The following is a 19,986-nucleotide window of genomic DNA, read 5'->3' as shown; positions in this document are numbered from 1 at the left end:
ATGTGAGAATATGCTATAATAAGACAAGATTTTTAGGAGGTTGATAACGTGCTTGATCAGTTAAAAAATTGGCTCAATAAAACTGAAGAAGTTTACAATAGATTGCGCTCTGCTAAATGGGTGAAAGGGCTCAGCATTACTACTGGAGTCTTTTGGAATTTAGCTATTTTGCTGGCGATTATGCTGGTTGTCAGCGGCGTGTTTGCTGCTTCAGTGGGAGCCGGTTATTTTGCATCTTTAGTAGATGAAGAAAAACTTCGGACCCCAGAAGAAATGCGCGGCGAAGTTTATAGCTACGAAGAAACATCCGAGCTTTATTTTGACAATAAAGAATATCTCGGAAAGCTTCGGACAGATTTGGAACGGAAAGAAACGTCACTGGATAAAGTTTCTAGCGATGCAATCGATGCCGTTCTTGCCACAGAAGACGAATACTTTAAAGACCATAATGGCATTGTACCGAAAGCGATATTCCGCGGATTGTTCCAGGACGTTTCGAATTCGGACAGCCAAACCGGTGGTTCTACACTGACTCAGCAGCTTATCAAAAACCAAATTTTAACGAATGAAGTTTCTTATGAGCGGAAAGCGAAAGAAATTTTGCTGGCCATGCGCCTAGAAAAATTCATGACAAAAGACGAAATCATGGAAGCTTATTTGAATATTATTCCTTATGGCCGCAACTCTTCAGGAGCAAATATTGCCGGGATTGAAACAGCTGCCAATGGACTTTTTGATGTGACTGCAAAGGATTTGAATTTGGCACAAGCAGCCTTTATTGCCGGGATTCCGAAAGCGCCTTTTCGCTACACTCCATATACATCAAGCGGCGAATTGAAAGACGAAGCTGGGTTGCAGCCAGGAATCGACCGGATGAAAACCGTCTTGTACCGCATGAGAGAAACGGAATACATTTCGGATAAAGAATACAACGAAGCAATTGCCTATGACATTACGAAAGATTTCCGCAAAGATGAACAGCGTTCTTATGAGAAATACCCGTACATTACAGTCGAATTGGAAAAACGTGCTTCCCGCATCATTATGGATGTATTGGCGAAAGAAGCTGGAATTGATCCAAAAACATTAGACGAGAACGACAAATTGTATGAAGAATACGCAATTTTAGCTGACCGAGCTGTCCGATCAAACGGCTATCGCATTTATTCGACCATCAACAAAAAATTGTATGATGCACAGGAAAAAGCAAAAAACAGCTATGAATCCTATGGAACAACAATCAACGGTACGACAATCAATGCCAATGGCGAAGAAGAAAAGAAAAAGTTCCCTGTGCAAGTCGGTGGGATGACCATTGAAAACAAAACCGGCCGCATCTTAAGTTTTATTGGTGGGCGTGACCATGAAATTGAAAAGTTGAACCACGCTACACAGGCATACCGTTCCATCGGATCTACTGTAAAACCGCTGCTCGTTTACGGGCCAGCTATTGAATACGGGAAAATCGGAGCAGGAAGCCCAGTGGTCGATGTGAAATTTGCTAAGAAAGACTTAGGTGGCATGTGGGAACCAGCCAACTTTAACAAAGCCAGCGAACAAGGAATAATGCCTGCACGAAATGCATTGGCAGAATCGCAAAACTTGCCTGCCCTTCGTTTATCGGCCCAGATTAAAGACGAAATGCCGATTAAGTTTATGATGAACATGGACTTTTCTACCGTTACAGAAGAAGAAAATTACAATGCATCTGCAGCTTTAGGCGGCGGGATTGAAGGGTCAATCGAAGAAGTTACCAACGGCTATGCCACTCTTGGAAACGGCGGGAAATTCATTGATGCACACATGATTGACCGAATCGAAGACGACGAAGGCAACGTTATTTTTGAACACAAAGCAGAAGAAAAAGAAATTTTCACACCTGCAACCAATTATGTTTTAACCGATATGCTTCGCGATGTGTTTGATACGGCAAGAGGTACCGCACACCGCGCAAACAATCAATTGAAATTCAGTGCCGACTTTGCCGGCAAAACGGGAACTTCCCAAGATACAAAAGATGTTTGGCTGATCGGTTATAATCCGGACATCACGATGGGCATTTGGCTCGGCTATGATAAAGAAAAGTACACGCTAGCAGATTTCCCTAACCGGGATCTTCAAGGTTCTGCACGAGTCAATCAAGTATGGGCGCGCGTAATGAATGCAACCTATGATGTGGTGCCGAAATTGGCCGGTACGAAAGCAACGTTTAAACAGCCGAAAGGTGTCGTTACCCGTTCGTTCTGCGGTATTTCCGGGCTTGCTCCAGGAGGCGCTTGTTCAGGGGCGGGATTGGTTCAATCCGACTTGTTCAACGCCAATGTCATGGTCCCATCTAAAAAAGATGACAGCCTAACAACTGGATCGTATACGACTATCGGCGGAAGCCGCTTTGCTGCACTATCAAGCACGCCAAAAGAATTTGTTTCTGGCGGCGGCGCTGGCGTATCGCAAGACTTTATCGACCGGATGCTTGCTCCATTTGGCGGAGACGCAAGCAAGCTATTCCCTGGAAATTCGAAGTTTTCAAAAGTGGTGTCTGCTGCGAAATTTGATGCAGACGGCTCGGCCCCTAATGGCGTGAACTTATCACTTGAAGGCAAAAAGATTTCATGGAGCGATTCGTCATCAAATGATATTGTCGGCTACCGCGTTTTCAAAGAAGGCAGCGGTTCAGCGATCGCTTCCATTTCAGAAGCGAAAGGAAATTCGTATAGCATTTCCGGTTCCGGCAGCTATTATGTAGTGGCTGTGGACATTACCGGAAAACAATCTGCAAAATCCAATAGCGTCAGCGTTGAAGCGGAAAAACCAAAAGCTGAACCAAAAGACGATAAAGAGAAAGACGCAGATAAAGATACGGATAAAGATAAGGATAAGGATAAGGATAAGGATAAAGATAAGGACAAAGAAAAAGATCCGAAACCTCCAGCTGACGATAAAAAGCCAGAGGACGATAAAAAAGATGATGACAAAAAACCGGCTCCTCCAGAAGACGACGAAGACGATAAAGAGGAACCTGAAAAACCGGATGATGGCGATGAAAAACCGGTTGAGCCAGAAAAACCAGAAGAATAAAAGTGAAAAAGCCCCACTGGAGAAATTTCTCCAGCGGGGCTTTTCTTGTCTAACAATCAGTTTAGCAACACCAATCCATTAGTCTTCCATCGTAGACAAATCGCCTGCTGGCAAATCCAGTTCCCAAGCTTTTAGGACACGGCGCATAATTTTCCCGCTTCGTGTTTTTGGCAGTTTGTCTTTAAACTCAATTTCTTTTGGAGCAGAGTGGGCAGCCAGCCCTTTTTTCACAAATTGTTGAATTTCTTGGATCAACTCTTCAGACGGCTCATAGCCTTCATTCAACGCAACAAACGCTTTTATAATTTCTCCTCGAACCGGATCCGGTTTTCCAATGACCCCTGCTTCGGCAACGGCTGGATGTTCGAGCAGTTTGCTTTCGACTTCAAATGGTCCGACGCGTTCTCCGGAAGTCATGATGACATCATCCACTCGGCCTTGGAACCAGAAATACCCCTCTTCGTCCATATAAGCAGAATCCCCTGATACGTACCATTTATCGTTCAAGAAGTACGAATCGTATTTGGCTGGATTATTCCAAATTTGGCGCATCATGGACGGCCATCCTTTTTGAATCGCCAAATTTCCCATTTGATTCGGCGGAAGTTCGTTTCCTTGGTCGTCGACGATGGCCGCTTTGACGCCAGGAATTGGTTTGCCCATCGATCCAGGCTTAATTGCCATGGATGGGTAGTTGCAAATCATATGGCCGCCGGTTTCTGTCATCCACCATGTATCGTGAATGCGTTTTTTGAACACTTGCATGCCCCAGCGCACGACTTCCGGATTCAACGGCTCTCCGACTGACAGAACGTGGCGCAATGTGGATAAATTAAATTCGCTCACCAATGCGTCACCAGCTCCCATTAACATGCGGAACGCTGTGGGTGCGCTGTACCAAACGGTCACGCCAAAATCTTCAATTGCTTTATACCAGCCTTCAGGCGAGAAACGTCCGCCTATTATGACGGTAGTTGTTCCTGTCAGCCACGGCGCGAAAACGCCATAAGACGTACCAGTCACCCATCCTGGATCCGCTGTGCACCAGTAAATGTCCTGCTCATTTAAATCCAATACCCATTTGGCTGTTTGGTAATGCTGAATCATGGCATATTGCGCGTGAAGAACGCCTTTTGGCTTTCCAGTCGAACCGGATGTGTAATGAAGAACAAGGCCGTCTTCTTTATCTAGCCATTCAACTTCAAATTGGTCAGAACTCGCTTCTAAATGTTTCAGGAAGTCGACCGTTTTGTCTTCTTCTTGTATATTTTCCCCAACTAGAAAAATCGTTTCCAATTTTGGCAAGCGGTCATATGGAACACGCGGCAATAGTTCTGGCGTCGTGATGATCGATTTTGCTTCGCTGTCATCCAAACGGTCATAAATCGCCCCTTCCATGAATGCTTCAAACAATGGACCGACGATCAAACCCATTTTCAAAGCGCCGAACATCGCGAAATAAAGTTCTGGCGACCGCGGCATAAAGATAAAGATACGGTCGCCTTTTTCCAAATTCGAATGCGCTTTCAAAGCATTTGCCGCTCGGTTAGTCATTCGCTTCATTTCATAGAATGTATACGCCTCGTTGCGGTTATGATCTTTGTAGTATAAAGCTACTTTGTTTTTGCGATCGGAATCTGCGTGGCGATCTATCGCTTCATGTGCCATATTTACTTTTCCGGTTTGAGACCAACTGAATGCTTTTTCAGCCTCCGACCATTCAAAGCTCGCAGCCGTTTCTTCGTAATTATGTAATAAATAATTTTCTTGCAACGCTGGTATCGCTTCCACTTTCATTCCAATCATCCTTTCGTATTGATTCTCTTTTATTCTACAACATTCTGACAATTGAAAGCGAATAATTTTAATTCTTTAGAATACTAAGCCTTTTCTCAGGCTAAAGTCACTTTGCTTATCCATTTGATGTATAATAAAGCTAATTGTAACCAACAGGCGGTGAAATGATGGAGCATAAAAAAACGTATAATGCGCTGGAACTAAAGACAAAGCATGGTCCTCTCGTCATTGAAGGACCTATTCCTTCTAAAGAATTGAAAGACCTGGATTTCCATGAAGACTTAATTGCTTTCCGTCCTCCTGAACAGCAGCACAAAGCAATCACTGGAATTGCCGATCTCCCTGAAGGCCGCATTTTAATCGCCAGGGACCATCACACCATTGTCGGCTATGTTACATATCTCTACCCTGATCCGCTTGAGCGGTGGTCTGAAGGGAAAATGGATAACCTGATTGAATTAGGCGCGATTGAAGTCATTCCGAAATACCGAGGAAGCGGCGTCGGCAAGGCGCTCTTGAGAGTCTCGATGATGGACGACGCCCTCGAAGATTTTATTGTCATTACGACAGAATATTATTGGCATTGGGATTTAAAAGGAACGGGATTGAATGTGTGGGAATACCGAAAAATCATGGAAAAAATGATGCAAGCTGGCGGGCTGGAATATTATGCAACCGATGATCCCGAAATCAGTTCGCATCCAGCAAACTGTTTGATGGCAAAGATCGGCAGCCGCGTCGATCCCGAATCCGTTCAACGATTTGATCAATTGCGTTTCATGAACCGTTATATGTATTAATAGCGATTAAAAGGAGTGTCTTTATGTTAGTAGAAGAAATTATGAAAACCGATATCCATTCGCTTCGTTCCGATCAAACAATGAAAGATGTGATCGAAATATTCAAAGAAAAACGGATCCGCCATCTTCCGATTGTCGACGATGGAAAATTGGTTGGCGTGTTGTCGGAACGTGATTTAAAAGATGCTTTGCCTTCAAGGTTTAGCCTTTCGCCCTTGCCTGAAATGTACGAAAAGACAATTGACAGCATCATGACAAAAAATCCGATTACTGCCCACCCAATGGACTTTGTCGAAGAAGTGGCCATGGTTTTCTATGAACAGCAAATCGGCTGTCTCCCGGTTATCAGCGGAGGCGAATTGGTCGGCTTTCTCACAGAAACAGATTTATTGTACAAATACATCGAATTGACTGGCGCCCACCAGCCGGGTTCACAAATTGAAATTCGGGTGCAAAACCGCTCGGGTGTTTTGTTTGAAGTATCCAAAGTTTTTAATGAACAAAACATCAATATTTTAAGTGTTTTAGTTTACCCCGATAAACAAAACACAGAAAATAAGATTTTGGTTTTCCGGGTGCAAACGATGAATCCACTAGCGATTATTAATGACTTACGCAAAGAAGGTTTCGATGTTTTATGGCCAAACACACCGCAACTGAACGAATGAAACACGCCGTCTTCATTTTCTCGGAAGATCAATTGGGCTATAAATTTTCCGAGACCCATCCTTTCAACCAAAAACGGCTGGTGTTGACGATTGATTTATTGAAGAAAATGAATGCGCTTTCAGCTGATTCGATTGTGCCTGCCCGCATTGCGACCGATGAGGAATTGTTGCTGGCGCATGACCAGCGCTATATCGACATCGTCAAAAGAGCGAGCCACGGCGAAGTGACGCCGGAAGCTGGAGAAAGTTACGGCATTGGAACCGAAGACACCCCGATTTTTGAAAACATGCACGAAGCGAGCGCCCGTTTGGTTGGGGGCACGTTAACGGCTGTCGATTACGTAATGGAAGGCAAAGCCCAGCACGCCTTGAATTTAGGCGGCGGCCTCCATCACGGTTTTAGAGGCAAGGCTTCCGGCTTTTGCATCTATAACGACAGTTCGGTGGCTATCAACTACATCAAAAAGAAATACGGCGCCCGCGTCCTCTATATTGACACCGATGCCCATCATGGCGATGGGGTCCAATGGTGTTTTTACGAAGATCCTGACGTCTGCACCGTATCCATCCACGAGACCGGACGCTACCTCTTCCCTGGCACGGGCAACATCAACGAACGTGGAAGCGGGCAAGGCTATGGAACTTCGTTCAATTTTCCGATAGATGCATTTACTGAAGACGAGTCATTCCTGGAAATTTACCGCACATCGATGAGAGAAATCGTCGAATTTTTCAAGCCTGACGTTATACTCAGCCAAAACGGCGCTGACGCCCATTATTTAGACCCGCTGACGCATCTTTACGGCACGATGAATATTTACCGGGAAATTCCTAAGATCGCTCACGAGCTTGCGCACGAGTTTTGTGAAGGCCGCTGGATTGCAGTGGGCGGCGGCGGTTACGATATTTGGCGTGTCGTGCCAAGAGCTTGGTCACTGCTATGGATGGAAATGAACGATATTCCGCTTCCAACCGGCAAACTGCCTGCACCCTGGATTTCGAAATGGCAATCCGAATCACCTGTCAATTTAATCGATACGTGGCATGATCCCGAAAATATGTATCAAGCCATACCACGAAAAGAAGAAATCACCGACAAAAACCATCAGATGCTTGAAAAAGCATTGTATATGATCCGAAACGCGTAAAAGCTCCCATAAAGGGAGCTTTTTACGTGTTTTTCGTTGATTGGCGTTCTTCGATACGGTAAGGAAGAATGACTTGATTTTCTTCAATTTCTTCTTCATTCATGTATTTCGTCAACAGACGCATCGATACTGCGCCAATATCGTATAGAGGAAACGCGATTGATGTAAGCATCGGCCGCGCCATGCGCGCCAACTTGGAATTTTCATAGCTGATGATTTCCACTTCTTCTGGAATCTTCCCGCCATTAGCTTCTACTCCATGAATGACGCCGATTGACATTTCGTCATTGCTGACAAAATATGCGGTCGGATTGAACGGTTTCAAGGTATCAACCGCCTCTATGCCTTCTTCATAAGTATTGTTGCATTCAACGACCAATTGCTCGTCATAAACAATCCCTGCATCTTCAAGCGCTTGTCGATAAGCTTTTAGCTTGTAGTCTTTGTTGACTTTAGACGTGAAAGGACCTGAAACGTAAGCAATCTTTTTATGGCCATTGTCGATCAACTTTTTAACAGCTTCATAAGCTGCACCAAAGTAATCGATGTTGACGGATGCAATCGCTGCACTTTCCTCAATTGAACCCGCCAAAACGATCGGCGTTGGGGAGCGCTTCATTTCGTAAAGAAGTTCATCTGAGATAAAACCACTCATGAAAACAATTCCATCCACTTGCTTTCCAAGCATGGTTTCCAGCAATTGAAGTTCTTTGTTTTGGTTTTGGTCTGAGTTCGACAAAATGATATTGTACCGGTACATTGTGGCAATATCTTCAATGCCTCGAGCCAATTCGGCATACATGCTGTTTGAAATATCAGGAATAATCACGCCAACCGTTGTGGTCTTTTTGCTGGCGAGCCCTCTTGCTACGGCGTTTGGCCGATAGCCTAATTCTTCAATTACTTTTAATACTTTCTTCCGTGTGGCAGGTTTTACGTTTTGGTTGCCATTCACTACCCGTGAAACGGTCGCCATGGATACGTTTGCTTCCCTGGCCACATCATAAATCGTAACGGTCATTGTGCGCCTCCTTTCAATTGCTCTTCTAATCATACGATAGAAACTTTCAAGATATCAACTAAAAAAGAAAAGCCGGGGTTTTTCCCGGCTCTTCGCGTCTTATATTTTTAATTCGTATTGCTTCATGAACTTCATCAATGCATCGTAGTAATCGTCGAATTGGTCCAAGTCCATCTGCTGCTGTGCATCGGACAATGCAACTGCTGGATCTGGATGAACTTCAGCCATAACGCCGTCAGCACCGATTGCGATTGCCGCTTTTGCTGTCGGCAGCAACAAGTCGCGTCGGCCAGTCGAATGCGTCACATCTACAAATACAGGAAGATGGGTTTCTTGCTTTAAGATTGGCACTGCTGAAATATCAAGCGTATTGCGCGTCGCTTTTTCATAAGTACGAATGCCGCGTTCACAAAGAATGATTTGGCTATTGCCGGAAGCAATGATGTATTCAGCAGCGTTGATGAATTCATCAATTGTTGCGGCCATGCCTCGTTTTAATAGAACCGGTTTGTTGATGGACCCCACTGCTTTTAATAGTTCAAAGTTTTGCATATTACGGGCGCCAACTTGAACCACGTCCACGTAATCCAAAGCAGTTTCCAAATGATGAGGCGTGACAATTTCAGATACGACAGCCAAATTGTATTGATCGGCTGCTTTTTTCAGCATTTTCAAGCCGTCCAAGCCAAGGCCCTGGAAATCATACGGCGACGTCCGGGGCTTGTATGCTCCGCCTCGAATCATTTTTAAGCCTTTGCCGCCAATCGCTTCGGCAACTTTTGACACTTGTTCTTGCGATTCCACTGCGCATGGCCCAAAAATGAAGGAAGGGCCGCCTGCACCAATTTGTTCGCCGTTGATGGTAATGACCGTGTCTTCTGCTTTCTTTTTACGGGAAACCAATAGCGCTTTGCGGTGGTCTTCTTCTTGCATATCCAACGCCGATTTAAAAATTTCTTTGAAAATATGATCCACGGTTTTTTGGTCTAACGGTCCGTTGTTATTGTCTTTTAACAAATTTAGCATGTGGCGTTCGCGAAGTGGATCATAACGATTGATTCCTTGTTTTTCTTTTAGTTTACCGATATCTTGGACGATCGAAGCCCTCTCGTTGATAAGAGACAAGATTTCCAAATTCACCTTGTCAACTTTTTCTCTTAGTTGTTCTAAATCTAAATGGCTCATACTGTCTACTTCCCCTTTCGCAAATCACCTTTACTTAGTGACTCATCTTAACATATTAGAACTAGTATAAGCAAAAAATTCGGTAAAGTCACGAAAAATGTTTTAACGATTCAACGCGCTAAAGTGTTTTTGTTAATAAAACCTGAAGTGAAGGAATTTTTAACACGGTTAGCTAGAAATTTACAATAAAACAAGCTTAAACAAAAAAAGCTGAAGCCCGAGGGCTCCAACTTTTTTATGCGATAAACTCTTGCATCGCTTTGCTTTTGATGTCGTTATGGGAAGCATGCCAATCGACTTTTTGATTCGAAAAATGAAACACTTGGGGTGATTCGTGTTTGATATTCGTAATCGTTTCAATCGAAGTAGACAATTCCCGGTCTTCTTGTACTACTAGAAATAAAAACAATTGGTTCGGATGCAGCGAGCAATACTCGTTGTATTCATTCCAAGCAGCTGCCGATACCGGGCATGTGCTGCTATGTTTGAATAGCCAGTAATGTTCCGTGCTTGTAGTAGCATTTTTCAAACTGTCTAAGTCTTGAACGCGCACTAAGTTTTTCATGAAACCCGCTCCCAGATTTATTTCGTTGAATTGCCTTTTTTGTTGTTCGAGTTGTTCGAGTTGTTTGAGTTATTTGAGCTTGAATTATTTGATGATTTGTTTGAATTGTTTGAGCCCGAGTTGTTTGACGATTTGTTTGAGTTGTTCGAGCCTGAATTGTTTGATGATTTGTTTGAGCTGTTTGAGTTGTTCGAACCTGAATTGTTTGAGCTGCTTGCACTTCCAGTAGAACCTGAAGTGCTGCCGCTTGCAGAAGAGCCTGACGTGCTGCTCGTTGTCGAGCCTGCATTCTTATCGTCTTTCACTTCTTCCACTGCTTCTCTTAGCGCTGCTGCTGTTGAAGTGAATGATTCTGTATCGGTATCATTGACTGTGCTGTGCACTGTAACCGTGTCCAGCATTTCAATTGATTCTTCTCCTTCAGAAGAAGCTGTGCCGTCGTCCATCGGCGATTTTCCGCCTTTGAGATTTTTCACTTTGTCGACAACTTTCGATGTTTGGTCTTTTACTTGCTGAGTGATGCCGCCGCCTGAAGAATCCGATCCGCCTGAAGTTTTTTCTTTAATGGCATCTGTATAACCAGACGTTTTTTCTTTCAATGTAGACGCATGGGTGTTCAAATCAGAACGGAATTCTTTCCCTGATTTTGGCGCTAAGAACAATGCTGTTGCTGCACCGATGATGCCGCCGATAATCGCTCCAAGGATAAATCCTTTTGAGCCTGCTTCTTCTTCGTAGTCATATAAGTCATCGTAGCGGTTGGACATGCCGTATGATTGAGGCACATAATCGCTTTGGCCGTAGTCTTGGCCATTTTGAGCATTAAAATCTTGGTTGTAGCTTGTCGATTCGTACGAATTGCTTTGCTGCTGGTTGTTTTGGTTGTCGCGGTTGTTTTGGTTTTGAGTCATTATCCATTCCTCCAATAATTTGTTAGAATCAATTAAAATTGTTCGTTATGTGGCAATTGCTTTTGTCCAGGTACTGGTTCGTACGTGGACGTTGCACGTGCTTCATAAATCTTGCGCTCTTTCAATGTGTCGCGAATTCCCATAAGTACGTTGCTCCATTGAACGACCTGTGCGATTTTTTCTTTGTTCCCTTCAACTTGTGTTGCCACAGATGTCGTAATTTGGCGTACAGATGAGTTCAAATCAGTAACTGAATTGCCGACACCTTTGACTGCATCCACTACCGAGTTCAGCTTGACCGATTTCTCTGCAATATCTTCTGCCAACTCATTTGTTTTGTGCAACAGGTTAGTAGTTTCCAATGTAACCCCCTGCAACTGGTTTTCTAATCCAGCCACTGTGCCTGAAACTTCGTTCAAAGTTTTCTTGAGCGAATTCAAGGTCATCGCTAAAGCTACGCATAGAATTAAAAATCCGACTGCAGCCACGATAGCGGCTATGTAAAGCAGTATTTTCCAATCCATTGCTTATTCCTCCTTTTTAACTATCGGTTATATAGTTTTCTACCCCTACTGTAGTTGGACTAAACCAACCCCTTTACTATAATTCCACAAAAACATGTGAATTCCTTCCCAAATAGAAAAAACAGTTTAACTCGAAAGTTAAACTGTTTTTTCTATTTGTATAGAGTTTTCAAACGCTTCTTGGAATTTCGTGACATCCCCAGCTCCCATAAACAAGAACACGGCGTTGCCATGATCAAGCAGTGAGCTAATCTCTTCTTCTTTCAGGATATGGCTGCCTTCTACTTTATCTGCCAAGTCGCCGATGGTCATTGTCCCGGCTGCCTCGCGGGCTGACCCAAAAATATCGCAAAGGTAGACGTGGTTCGCTTCGCTTAAACTATCTGCAAACTCTTGCAAGAAGGTTTGCGTGCGGCTAAACGTGTGCGGCTGAAAAATGGCAATCAATTCACGATCCGGGTATTTTTGGCGAGCCGACTGCAGCGTTGCCCGAATTTCTGTCGGGTGATGTGCGTAGTCGTCGATTAAAATGCGGTCGCCTATTGATGTTTGCGTAAAGCGTCTGTTCACTCCGCCAAAATCAGCAAATTGCTGCTGAACAATGTTTGCCGGAATGTTTTCGTAATGGCATAGCGAAATTACGGCAAGCGCATTTAAAATCGCATGGTCGCCGAACATTGGAATGGTAAACGTATGGTAGAACTCGTTGCGGATCACCACATCAAATGTCGTGCCTTCTGTGGTTTTGATGATGTTTTGCGCTTGGAAATCATTTTCAGCGCCCATGCCATAATAGACGACCGGAATCGGCGCTTGGATTTTTTGCAAATGTTCATCATCGCCGCAAGCAATAATGCATTTTTTCACTTGCTGGGCCATTTCCTCAAACGCATTGAACACATCGTCAATCCCTGAGAAATAATCCGGGTGGTCAAAATCGATGTTGGTCATGATGGCGTAATCCGGATGGTAGGCTAGAAAATGACGGCGGTATTCGCAAGCTTCGACGACGAAGAAATGCGAATCCTCCATGCCGTATCCTGTGCCGTCCCCAATCAAATAAGAAACGGGTTTGTAGCCGTTCAATACGTGCGCCATCAAACCGGTCGTAGAAGTTTTTCCGTGCGCCCCTGTAATGGCTACAGAAACGTATTGCTTCATCAAATCGCCAAGGAACGTGTGGTAGCGGATAACCGTTGCCCCAAGCTCTTTCGCTTTTACAAGTTCTGGGTGTTCATCATTAAAGGCATTGCCTGCAATGATAGTCATGTTTTCTTCAATATTGTTTGCGTCAAACGGCAAGATTGTAATGCCTCTTTCACGAAGGCGGTCTTCTGTGAAAAAATGCTGTTCTATATCGGAACCTTGTACTTGTTCCCCCATGTCATGCATGATTTGTGCAAGCGGGCTCATACCGGAACCTTTTATGCCGGTAAAGTGTAAGACTGTCATAAACGAACCTCCTGTGGGAGTTAGAAATGAGTCTGCAGTAGCGATTCGAGGCTGCTGCAGCTGGTAGAAATTAAACATCATCAGCACATTATATCATATTCTTATTAATTCTTTAAATAACCAATAGTTTTTACTATTTCGGCAATAGAAGATATTATTGAAATACTTCGGCCATATCGTCTTCAGTAATCAAAACTGAACGCGCTTTGCTGCCGTTTTGTTCGGAAATAAAGCCATGCTGTTCGATCAAATCCATCAACCTGGCTGCCCGGTTGTAGCCGATATGGAATTTCCTCTGCAACAGTGACGTCGAAGCCGTGCCTTGCGCAATGATGAAACGGCAGGCCTCTTCAAACAAATCGTCCTGCTCTGCAGGCGACTGATTGCGCTTAATCAATTCTTCTTCTTTGAAAAAGTATTCCGGTTCGCCTTGTTTACGAACATGGGCAATGACGGCTTCAATTTCTTCATCGGTCACAAAAGTTCCTTGTAAACGGACGGGTGCGGACATGCCATTTCCTAAGTAAAGCATGTCTCCCCTGCCGAGAAGGCGCTCAGCTCCTTGTGAATCTAAAATGGTCCGGCTATCGACTTGAGACGATACCGAAAAGGCGATGCGCGTCGGAATATTGGATTTGATCAATCCCGTAATGACATCTACCGACGGGCGCTGAGTGGCAATAACCAAATGGATTCCGCATGCACGCGCTTTTTGGGCAATGCGGCAAATGGCGTCTTCTACATCCGAAGGCGACATCATCATCAAATCGGCCAACTCATCGATGATAATTAAAATATACGGCAAATGCTGGGCATGGTCGCCTTTTTCTTTCACCATTTTGTTATAGCGGCCAAGATCGCGGACGCCAACATGGGCAAACAATTGATAGCGCCGCTCCATTTCTTCTACAGCCCACTTAAGCGATGCCGTGGCTGCTTTGACATCGGTAATGACCGGGCTGACCAAATGCGGAATATGGTTATAAGGTGCAAGTTCCACCATTTTCGGATCGATCAACAGCAGTTTCAAATCACGCGGCGATGATTTATACAATAAACTTACCAGTAGCGAATTGATGCACACACTTTTTCCTGAACCGGTTGCGCCGGCAATCAGGCCATGCGGCATTTTACGAAGATCCAGTGTAACAGGCTTTCCGGTCAAATCCAGTCCGAGTGCCGCTTCCATCGGAGATTCCGAATCCTTGAATACCAAACTGTCGATGATTTCCGAAATTCTGACCGCACGCGATGTCCGGTTCGGAATTTCAATGCCGATCGAACTTTTCCCCGGAATCGGGGCTTGAATACGGATATCTTTTGCAGCTAAGGCCAGTTTTAAATCATCCGCCAAATTGCGGATTTTGCTGACTTTTACGCCTTGGGCGACAGTCAATTCAAATTGGGTGACTGCTGGTCCTTGGACAATGCTTAAAATGGAAGCTTGAATTTGAAAATGCGACAACGCTTCAATGAGCCGTTCGCCTTGCTCTTCCATCCACTCATCGTCTTTGCGGTCATCTTCCGGTGCTAACAGCATGCTGCTGTCCGGATGCAAATAAACCGCGGGCTCAGCTTCTTTTTCAATCGGCATGTGAGCAGAATGATGGTTTATTGGTTCACTTTGTTTTTGCGGAGTCATATCTTGTACAACTTCTGTTGGCTTTACTTCTTCCTGTTTTCTTAGAAGAGCCGGAACGGCTTTTTTCAAACGTTCTTTGTCTGACTTCAGCATCAAGACATTAAACGGAACGATCTTTTCGCGTTTTTTCTCTGGAGCCGCTGCCTCTACTAGGTCTTGCTTCGATTCTTGTGCTGCAGTCGTATGTACTTCTTTTTCAACTACTGCCATCGGCTGTTCTCCCGCTGCCAGAACTTCTTGTTCTCTTGGTTCTTCGATGTGGGGCTCAGCTTCTTTTTCAGCCGTAAGCTCTTCCGTCATACCCACGTCTTCCAGAAGAAGAGGGATATTTTCTTTGTTCGGTTCTGCTAGTTCAACAGAAATTTCCGTTGCCGGCATTTCTTCTACAACCACTTGTTCTTGAACAACTGGAGTTTCCTCAGCCTCAAACACATCTGGATCAACCGGAGTTTCTTCAACAACAGTTGCACCCTTAAAAATCGGAGCTTCTTCAGCCATTGGCTCCGTGTGAATAACTGGTTTTTCTTCCACAACTGGCGTAGAAACGATCGGCTCCCCTTGGCGTCTTGGTTGTTCTGCGATAACCGGCTTTACTTCTACAGAGCGAAGTTCTGGTTCTGACACTTTATTTTTCGGGTAAAAGTGAACGTCTTTTCGTTCCAGCAATTTTTCAATTGGGGCAGGCCGCACTTCATCAAATCCATAAATGGGAGATGGCACACGCGTCGGCTCAAAGCGACGCGTTTTTTTGAAGGCCTTCGGCTCATTTTTGGGAGCTTGCCATACGGGAGCAGACGATTCGATCCGAGTAGGCTTGCGTCTTGGTGCTGTTTCAATCCGAACCGGCTCTTGGTAAAATGCAGGCTCTGGTTTAATCGATTCAGCTGCAGCTTCACGATTTATAAACACGTCTTTTTCGTTATCAGGAATCAGCGGAAAACGAAACGGCGGAGCAGTTTTTTTAGCTGCTGGCACTTCTTCCCGTTCTACTTGTACATTTTCCTCTTCGGCGTCGTCGGGAAACATACGGTTCCAAATATTTTTAATCCAACTCAATTTGCGTCACGCCTTTACTTCAAATGGCGAACCGACTTCTGCATCTGCCGGCAAAACGAGAATGCCCTTTTCCTGAGGCGCATCCGGCAGCGCCAATTCTTTTGCCGAACAAATCATTCCACTTGATGCCACTCCGCGAAGTTCCGCATCTTTGATCAACAAACCTGAAGGCATAACAGCTCCGACTTTTGCCACTACCACTTTTTGCCCTTGCTCAACGTTTGGCGCCCCGCAGACGATTTGCAATTGTTCCGTGCCGACCGAAACCTGGCAGACATTTAATTTATCCGCATTGGGGTGTTTTTCTTTCGCTTCAACATACCCAACAACGAATTTCGGGGAAAGGTCCACTTCAAGCGTAAAATCAATGTCATTTTTCTCCAACGCATTTTGCAAAGACGTCACCAATTCTTCAGACAAGTCGATGGCTTCCGTTTCCGGGAAATCGATGTAGCTAGAAGCCTGGAACAAGTTAAATCCAACAATTGTCCCTTCTGCATCTTTGATTAACGTGATGTCGCCTGATTGTTCTGTTTGGATTTCTTCTGGTTTTTCAGTCTGTAATTGAACCAGCAGCACATCGCCGATTCCGTTTTTATTGTAAAAAGCATTCATTTTTTATCGTTCTCCTTATTTGGTCTGTTTTTCGCCATAATGAAGATTGGCTCTAATTCGCCTTTTTCGTAAATAAAAGATAAAGACGTAATCGGCACTTTGCCGTTTGTAAAGAAATGCATGGCCATTTGAGCCAGCACATCATATCCGGATTCATTGCGGATATCCCCAATAATCAGCACGTCTTGGTGAGGCACTGATACGGTCATATCGCCGGTGATTTTTGATTTCATGTCATTTAGGAACGGCTCATTCAAGATGCGCGAGGCATCGTATCCGTCATTTTCGTTTAAAAAATAAAAGACGTTGCCCGCTACGTGGTCTTCTTTCACGGCAGTTTTCAGTTTTCTCACTTGAAATTTCGCAATTTCTTGAATCTGCTCTTCAGTGAGACTTAATGAATTTAACACATTTTCATCAATTAAGCGATAGGTTGTGCCAGCGTCCAGCGCAAAATAAATCCGTGTTTCTGCTGTATGCTCCGCTGTAATGAACTTATGCCCTTCCTTCGATTCAAGCGGGAAAGACGTCGAACGGATCACGGGATAAATATGCTCGGACGACTGAAGTTTGCCTTCCGCTTCTTTTTTCATGGCATCGAAGGTTTCATTGATGGTATAGACGATTTCCTGGATCGCTGAATCGCCTTTGGCTTGATGGCGGTTGATCACTTGAGGCAGCGAAATGGAGATGCCTTTTTTCAGCTGTTCGTGGCGGATGTGAAGCATATCTTTTTCGCGGTCAAAGCGCCATTCCAACTGGCGGTCCGGCATCCGTTCTCTTAAGAGATTCACTAGTTCCGTCGATTTCATCAGTCTTCACCCTTTCTTTCAAAAATAAACGGCTCAGCCTTTTCAGGCGAACCGTCTTGATGCTACTTCGGCAAGGCTGCCAGGAATGATTCAATTTCTTCTTGGGTTTTCCGGTCTTTGCTGACAAAACGGCCGCTTTCCTTGCCATTGTTGAATGCTAAAAAGCTTGGAATGCCGTAAATGTCTTGTTCGATGCACAAATCGATAAATTCATCGCGGTCTACTGATACGAATGTAAATTCGTGAAAAGATGTTTCGATGTCTGGCATCACTGGATCAATCACTCGGCAATCCGGGCACCATCCGGCTGTAAACATAAAGACCACCGGTGTTTCATTTGTTAATTGCTGAAATTCTTCTGTGGATTGCAACTTTCTCATTCTTTTTATCCCCTATTCTTCAGAAGTAATGGAGCGGACCGTTTTCATCATCCAATCCATGTTCTCCCTTAATTTACCTTCTTCGGCAACGGTAGTCATTTTTACGCCACCTGCGTTTTCGGTGATTTCGTACCGGCCATCAGCTACTGCGCGGACCGTCGTAAACCCGAAGCGCCCATTTTGCTCAAAGGTTTCATCAACGAGCCATTTATGGTCAGCTGCTGCTTTTTGAAGCTCATAGAAAAACGTGCTGTCGCTTTTTTCATTCGGATTAATCGACAACGCAAAAGAATCGCTGCCTTTGGTAATGATGATGTCTTGGTCGTCCGAAGGCTCTTCAACCGTGTAGCCGCCAGGAAGATACATTTCATGGCCCTCTACCGTTTCGTTTGTGTTCATCGGAGCTTGTTCAAATGCTTTTTTCGCCTGCACGAGGCCATCCGAAATTTGTTCTTCCGGTGAAGGCATACAGCCTGCCAATGCAACAGCCGCTAGTACAAGCATTCCCGTTAATCTCTTTTGAGGCACAGTATTTCCCCCTTACCTTTGCTTGTTCCTATTTTAAAGATGTTTTTAGGGACATGCAACTTAATCGGTGCCGAACAAATATTGACCCAGCAAAAGTTTAACGACATGTTGGAACATTTCATCTCGGTTGATGAGCCCTGCAGTCAATATGCCGACCGCTCCTTTATGGTGCCGGATCCCTTTTTCGTTTGTGTACGCATCCATGATCGGACCAAGTTCCACACCGGTTTTTAATTGCTCTGCGATTTCATTCGGAAGTGGAAGTTGGGCGCCTCCCGCTGTATAAAGCTGTCCTTCTTTTGTAGCAAGCGCTCCCCAATTGCACAGGTAAAGGCCGTTCTCCATTTCAAATACGCCGCCTTCCAAGCCAATTGCCACATCAAAGCCTGCTTTGACGGCGGTTTGTGCCCGGTTAACCGCACCGTGGCGCGTTTCCTCGATAGAAAAAGGCTGGGCGGAAACGCCGGAAGCTGCATCTACCGGCTGGAGATCAAAATCAAAGTTTAGTTCGGTTAAAACAGTGGAAACCGCATTGATTTTTGCAGGGTTATTCGATGCGATGGCTGCATGGATTTTTCTCATCAGTTTCATTCCTTCCCTTCTAGCTGGCAGTGGGCAAAAAAAAGAGCCCGAAGGCACTTTTTCTTACACGTTTTGTTTAATTGTTTCGACTGTTGTCCGGTCTGCAGCTTTAACCAGTTTCGTCAGCAATTCTTTTGCTGCCGCATAATCGTCCGTGTGGATAATCGATGCGGAGGTGTGGATATAGCGCGAGCAGATGCCGATTACGGTACTCGGGACGCCTTCGTTTGATGTATGAACGCGCCCTGCATCCGTTCCGCCTTGCGAAACAAAAAACTGATGCGGAATGTTGTGGGTGGATGCGGTGTCCAAGATAAATTCCCGCATGCCGCGGTGAGTAACCATGCTTTTATCTGTGATGCGGATCAATGTGCCTTTGCCGAGTTGGCCAAATTCGTTTTTATTGCCGTTTGCGTCGTTGGCCGGGCTCGCGTCAAGCGCAAAAAACAGATCCGGATTGATCATTGTAGCAGCTGTTTGGGCTCCTCGGAGACCGACTTCTTCCATCACCGTCGCTCCAGAATATAATGTATTCGGCAAAGTTTCCCCTTTTAATTCTTTTAGCAATTCAATCGCAAGTCCGCAGCCGTAGCGGTTATCCCATGCTTTTGCCATGATTTTCTTTTCGTTCGCCATCGGAGTGAACGGGCTGAACGGCACAATTTGCTGCCCTGGGCGAATGCCGATTGCTAGCGCGTCTTCTTTATCGTCTGCGCCGATATCAATCAGCATGTTTTTTATCTCCATTGGTTTTTTGCGCATTTCCTCGCTCAATAAATGCGGAGGAATCGACCCGATAACACCCGGAATGATTTTATCGCCTGCCATGATTTCGACGCGTGTTGCAAGCATCACTTGGTTCCACCAGCCGCCAAGCGGTTGGAAGCGGATCATGCCGTTATCGGTAATTTGCGTCACCATAAAGCCGACTTCGTCCATATGCCCTGCCACCATAATGCGCGGGCTGCCTTGTTCGCCGTGTCTAACGCCAAAAATGCTGCCCAATTTATCTTGCACGATTTCATCTGAGTAGGTTTCAAGTTCTTGCTTCATAAATTTTCTGACTGCATGCTCATTTCCTGGAGTACCTGGAAGTTCTGTCAATGTTCTGAATAAATTCATTGTTTCATTGTTCATATCACTAATTCCTCCTAAATGCATTGCCTTTCACTAGTTTAGAGGTTTTTACAAGTAATTTCCACCCTTATATTTCGTTGCGCGA

18 protein-coding genes are annotated in these 19,986 nt (G+C 44.8%); 4 read left to right on the top strand and 14 right to left on the bottom strand.

What is annotated here, in order from left to right:
• The first annotated feature begins 48 nt into the window (after nucleotides 1-48).
• Nucleotides 49-3,078, top strand: a complete 3,030-nt coding sequence (locus ACRRQV_RS00410; RefSeq protein WP_432526524.1) for a transglycosylase domain-containing protein — start codon at nucleotides 49-51, stop codon at nucleotides 3,076-3,078.
• 78 nt (nucleotides 3,079-3,156) lie between these two features.
• Here ACRRQV_RS00410 and acsA read toward each other — a convergent pair whose 3' ends face one another.
• A complete protein-coding gene (gene acsA, locus ACRRQV_RS00405) occupies nucleotides 3,157-4,875 on the bottom strand; it encodes an acetate--CoA ligase (protein WP_432527693.1) in 1,719 nt (572 codons plus the stop codon).
• A gap of 167 nt (nucleotides 4,876-5,042) precedes the next feature.
• On the opposite strand from acsA, the gene ACRRQV_RS00400 reads away from it, so the two are divergent.
• From ACRRQV_RS00400 to ACRRQV_RS00390, 3 genes are read left to right on the top strand one after another with little or no spacing between them, the layout of a single operon-like run.
• Entirely contained in the window at nucleotides 5,043-5,675 is a 633-nt protein-coding gene (locus ACRRQV_RS00400) for a GNAT family N-acetyltransferase (RefSeq protein WP_432526522.1), read from the top strand.
• A 23-nt stretch (nucleotides 5,676-5,698) separates the two neighbouring features.
• Nucleotides 5,699-6,343: an acetoin utilization AcuB family protein gene (locus ACRRQV_RS00395; RefSeq protein WP_432526520.1), complete on the top strand. Its 645-nt coding sequence runs from the start codon at nucleotides 5,699-5,701 to the stop codon at nucleotides 6,341-6,343.
• A complete protein-coding gene (locus tag ACRRQV_RS00390; protein WP_432527691.1) occupies nucleotides 6,340-7,491 on the top strand; it encodes an acetoin utilization protein AcuC in 1,152 nt (383 codons plus the stop codon). The genes ACRRQV_RS00395 and ACRRQV_RS00390 overlap by 4 nt, the downstream gene beginning before the upstream one ends.
• Before the next feature lie 22 nt (nucleotides 7,492-7,513).
• On the opposite strand, the gene ccpA is transcribed toward ACRRQV_RS00390, so the two are convergent.
• The 13 genes from ccpA to ACRRQV_RS00325 form a co-directional block, all read right to left on the bottom strand.
• The gene (gene ccpA, locus ACRRQV_RS00385) at nucleotides 7,514-8,512 is read right to left on the bottom strand and encodes a catabolite control protein A (protein ID WP_432526518.1); all 999 of its coding nucleotides are present in this window, start codon (nucleotides 8,510-8,512) and stop codon (nucleotides 7,514-7,516) included.
• 99 nt (nucleotides 8,513-8,611) lie between these two features.
• Nucleotides 8,612-9,697, bottom strand: coding sequence for a bifunctional 3-deoxy-7-phosphoheptulonate synthase/chorismate mutase (locus ACRRQV_RS00380; RefSeq protein WP_432526516.1), 1,086 nt, complete (start codon nucleotides 9,695-9,697; stop codon nucleotides 8,612-8,614).
• A gap of 235 nt (nucleotides 9,698-9,932) precedes the next feature.
• Nucleotides 9,933-10,262 carry a bacillithiol system redox-active protein YtxJ gene (gene ytxJ / locus ACRRQV_RS00375; protein ID WP_432526514.1) on the bottom strand — a complete coding sequence of 110 codons (330 nt, stop codon included), beginning with the start codon at nucleotides 10,260-10,262 and terminating at the stop codon, nucleotides 9,933-9,935.
• A gap of 17 nt (nucleotides 10,263-10,279) precedes the next feature.
• Nucleotides 10,280-11,173 (bottom strand): YtxH domain-containing protein, encoded by an 894-nt coding sequence (locus ACRRQV_RS00370; RefSeq protein WP_432526512.1) that lies wholly within the window; start codon nucleotides 11,171-11,173, stop codon nucleotides 10,280-10,282.
• A gap of 32 nt (nucleotides 11,174-11,205) precedes the next feature.
• Nucleotides 11,206-11,697: a DUF948 domain-containing protein gene (locus ACRRQV_RS00365; RefSeq protein ID WP_432526510.1), complete on the bottom strand. Its 492-nt coding sequence runs from the start codon at nucleotides 11,695-11,697 to the stop codon at nucleotides 11,206-11,208.
• Between the two features lie 138 nt (nucleotides 11,698-11,835).
• Nucleotides 11,836-13,149 carry a UDP-N-acetylmuramate--L-alanine ligase gene (gene murC / locus ACRRQV_RS00360; protein WP_432526508.1) on the bottom strand — a complete coding sequence of 438 codons (1,314 nt, stop codon included), beginning with the start codon at nucleotides 13,147-13,149 and terminating at the stop codon, nucleotides 11,836-11,838.
• Nucleotides 13,150-13,303: 154 nt separating this feature from the next.
• Complete coding sequence (locus ACRRQV_RS00355) at nucleotides 13,304-15,847, bottom strand: DNA translocase FtsK (RefSeq protein ID WP_432526506.1); 2,544 nt, start codon at nucleotides 15,845-15,847, stop codon at nucleotides 13,304-13,306.
• A 6-nt stretch (nucleotides 15,848-15,853) separates the two neighbouring features.
• Nucleotides 15,854-16,462, bottom strand: a complete 609-nt coding sequence (gene ytpR / locus ACRRQV_RS00350) for a YtpR family tRNA-binding protein (protein WP_432526504.1) — start codon at nucleotides 16,460-16,462, stop codon at nucleotides 15,854-15,856.
• Nucleotides 16,459-17,274 (bottom strand): DUF1444 family protein, encoded by an 816-nt coding sequence (locus ACRRQV_RS00345; RefSeq protein ID WP_432526502.1) that lies wholly within the window; start codon nucleotides 17,272-17,274, stop codon nucleotides 16,459-16,461. Before ACRRQV_RS00345 ends, ytpR begins: the two co-directional genes overlap by 4 nt.
• A gap of 62 nt (nucleotides 17,275-17,336) precedes the next feature.
• Nucleotides 17,337-17,654 (bottom strand): thioredoxin family protein, encoded by a 318-nt coding sequence (locus tag ACRRQV_RS00340; RefSeq protein WP_432526500.1) that lies wholly within the window; start codon nucleotides 17,652-17,654, stop codon nucleotides 17,337-17,339.
• Between the two features lie 12 nt (nucleotides 17,655-17,666).
• Nucleotides 17,667-18,182 (bottom strand): hypothetical protein, encoded by a 516-nt coding sequence (locus tag ACRRQV_RS00335; protein WP_432526498.1) that lies wholly within the window; start codon nucleotides 18,180-18,182, stop codon nucleotides 17,667-17,669.
• A 60-nt stretch (nucleotides 18,183-18,242) separates the two neighbouring features.
• Entirely contained in the window at nucleotides 18,243-18,764 is a 522-nt protein-coding gene (locus ACRRQV_RS00330) for a DUF84 family protein (RefSeq protein ID WP_432527689.1), read from the bottom strand.
• 63 nt (nucleotides 18,765-18,827) lie between these two features.
• The gene (locus ACRRQV_RS00325) at nucleotides 18,828-19,901 is read right to left on the bottom strand and encodes a M42 family metallopeptidase (protein WP_432526496.1); all 1,074 of its coding nucleotides are present in this window, start codon (nucleotides 19,899-19,901) and stop codon (nucleotides 18,828-18,830) included.
• Nucleotides 19,902-19,986 lie beyond the last annotated feature (85 nt).

Source organism: Planococcus sp. YIM B11945, assembly GCF_050864155.1.
In the GTDB taxonomy this organism is placed as follows: Bacteria; Bacillota; Bacilli; order Bacillales_A; family Planococcaceae; genus Planococcus.
Note: the sequence above shows the minus strand (reverse complement) of the source record. Positions and strands in the feature narration are given on the sequence as shown.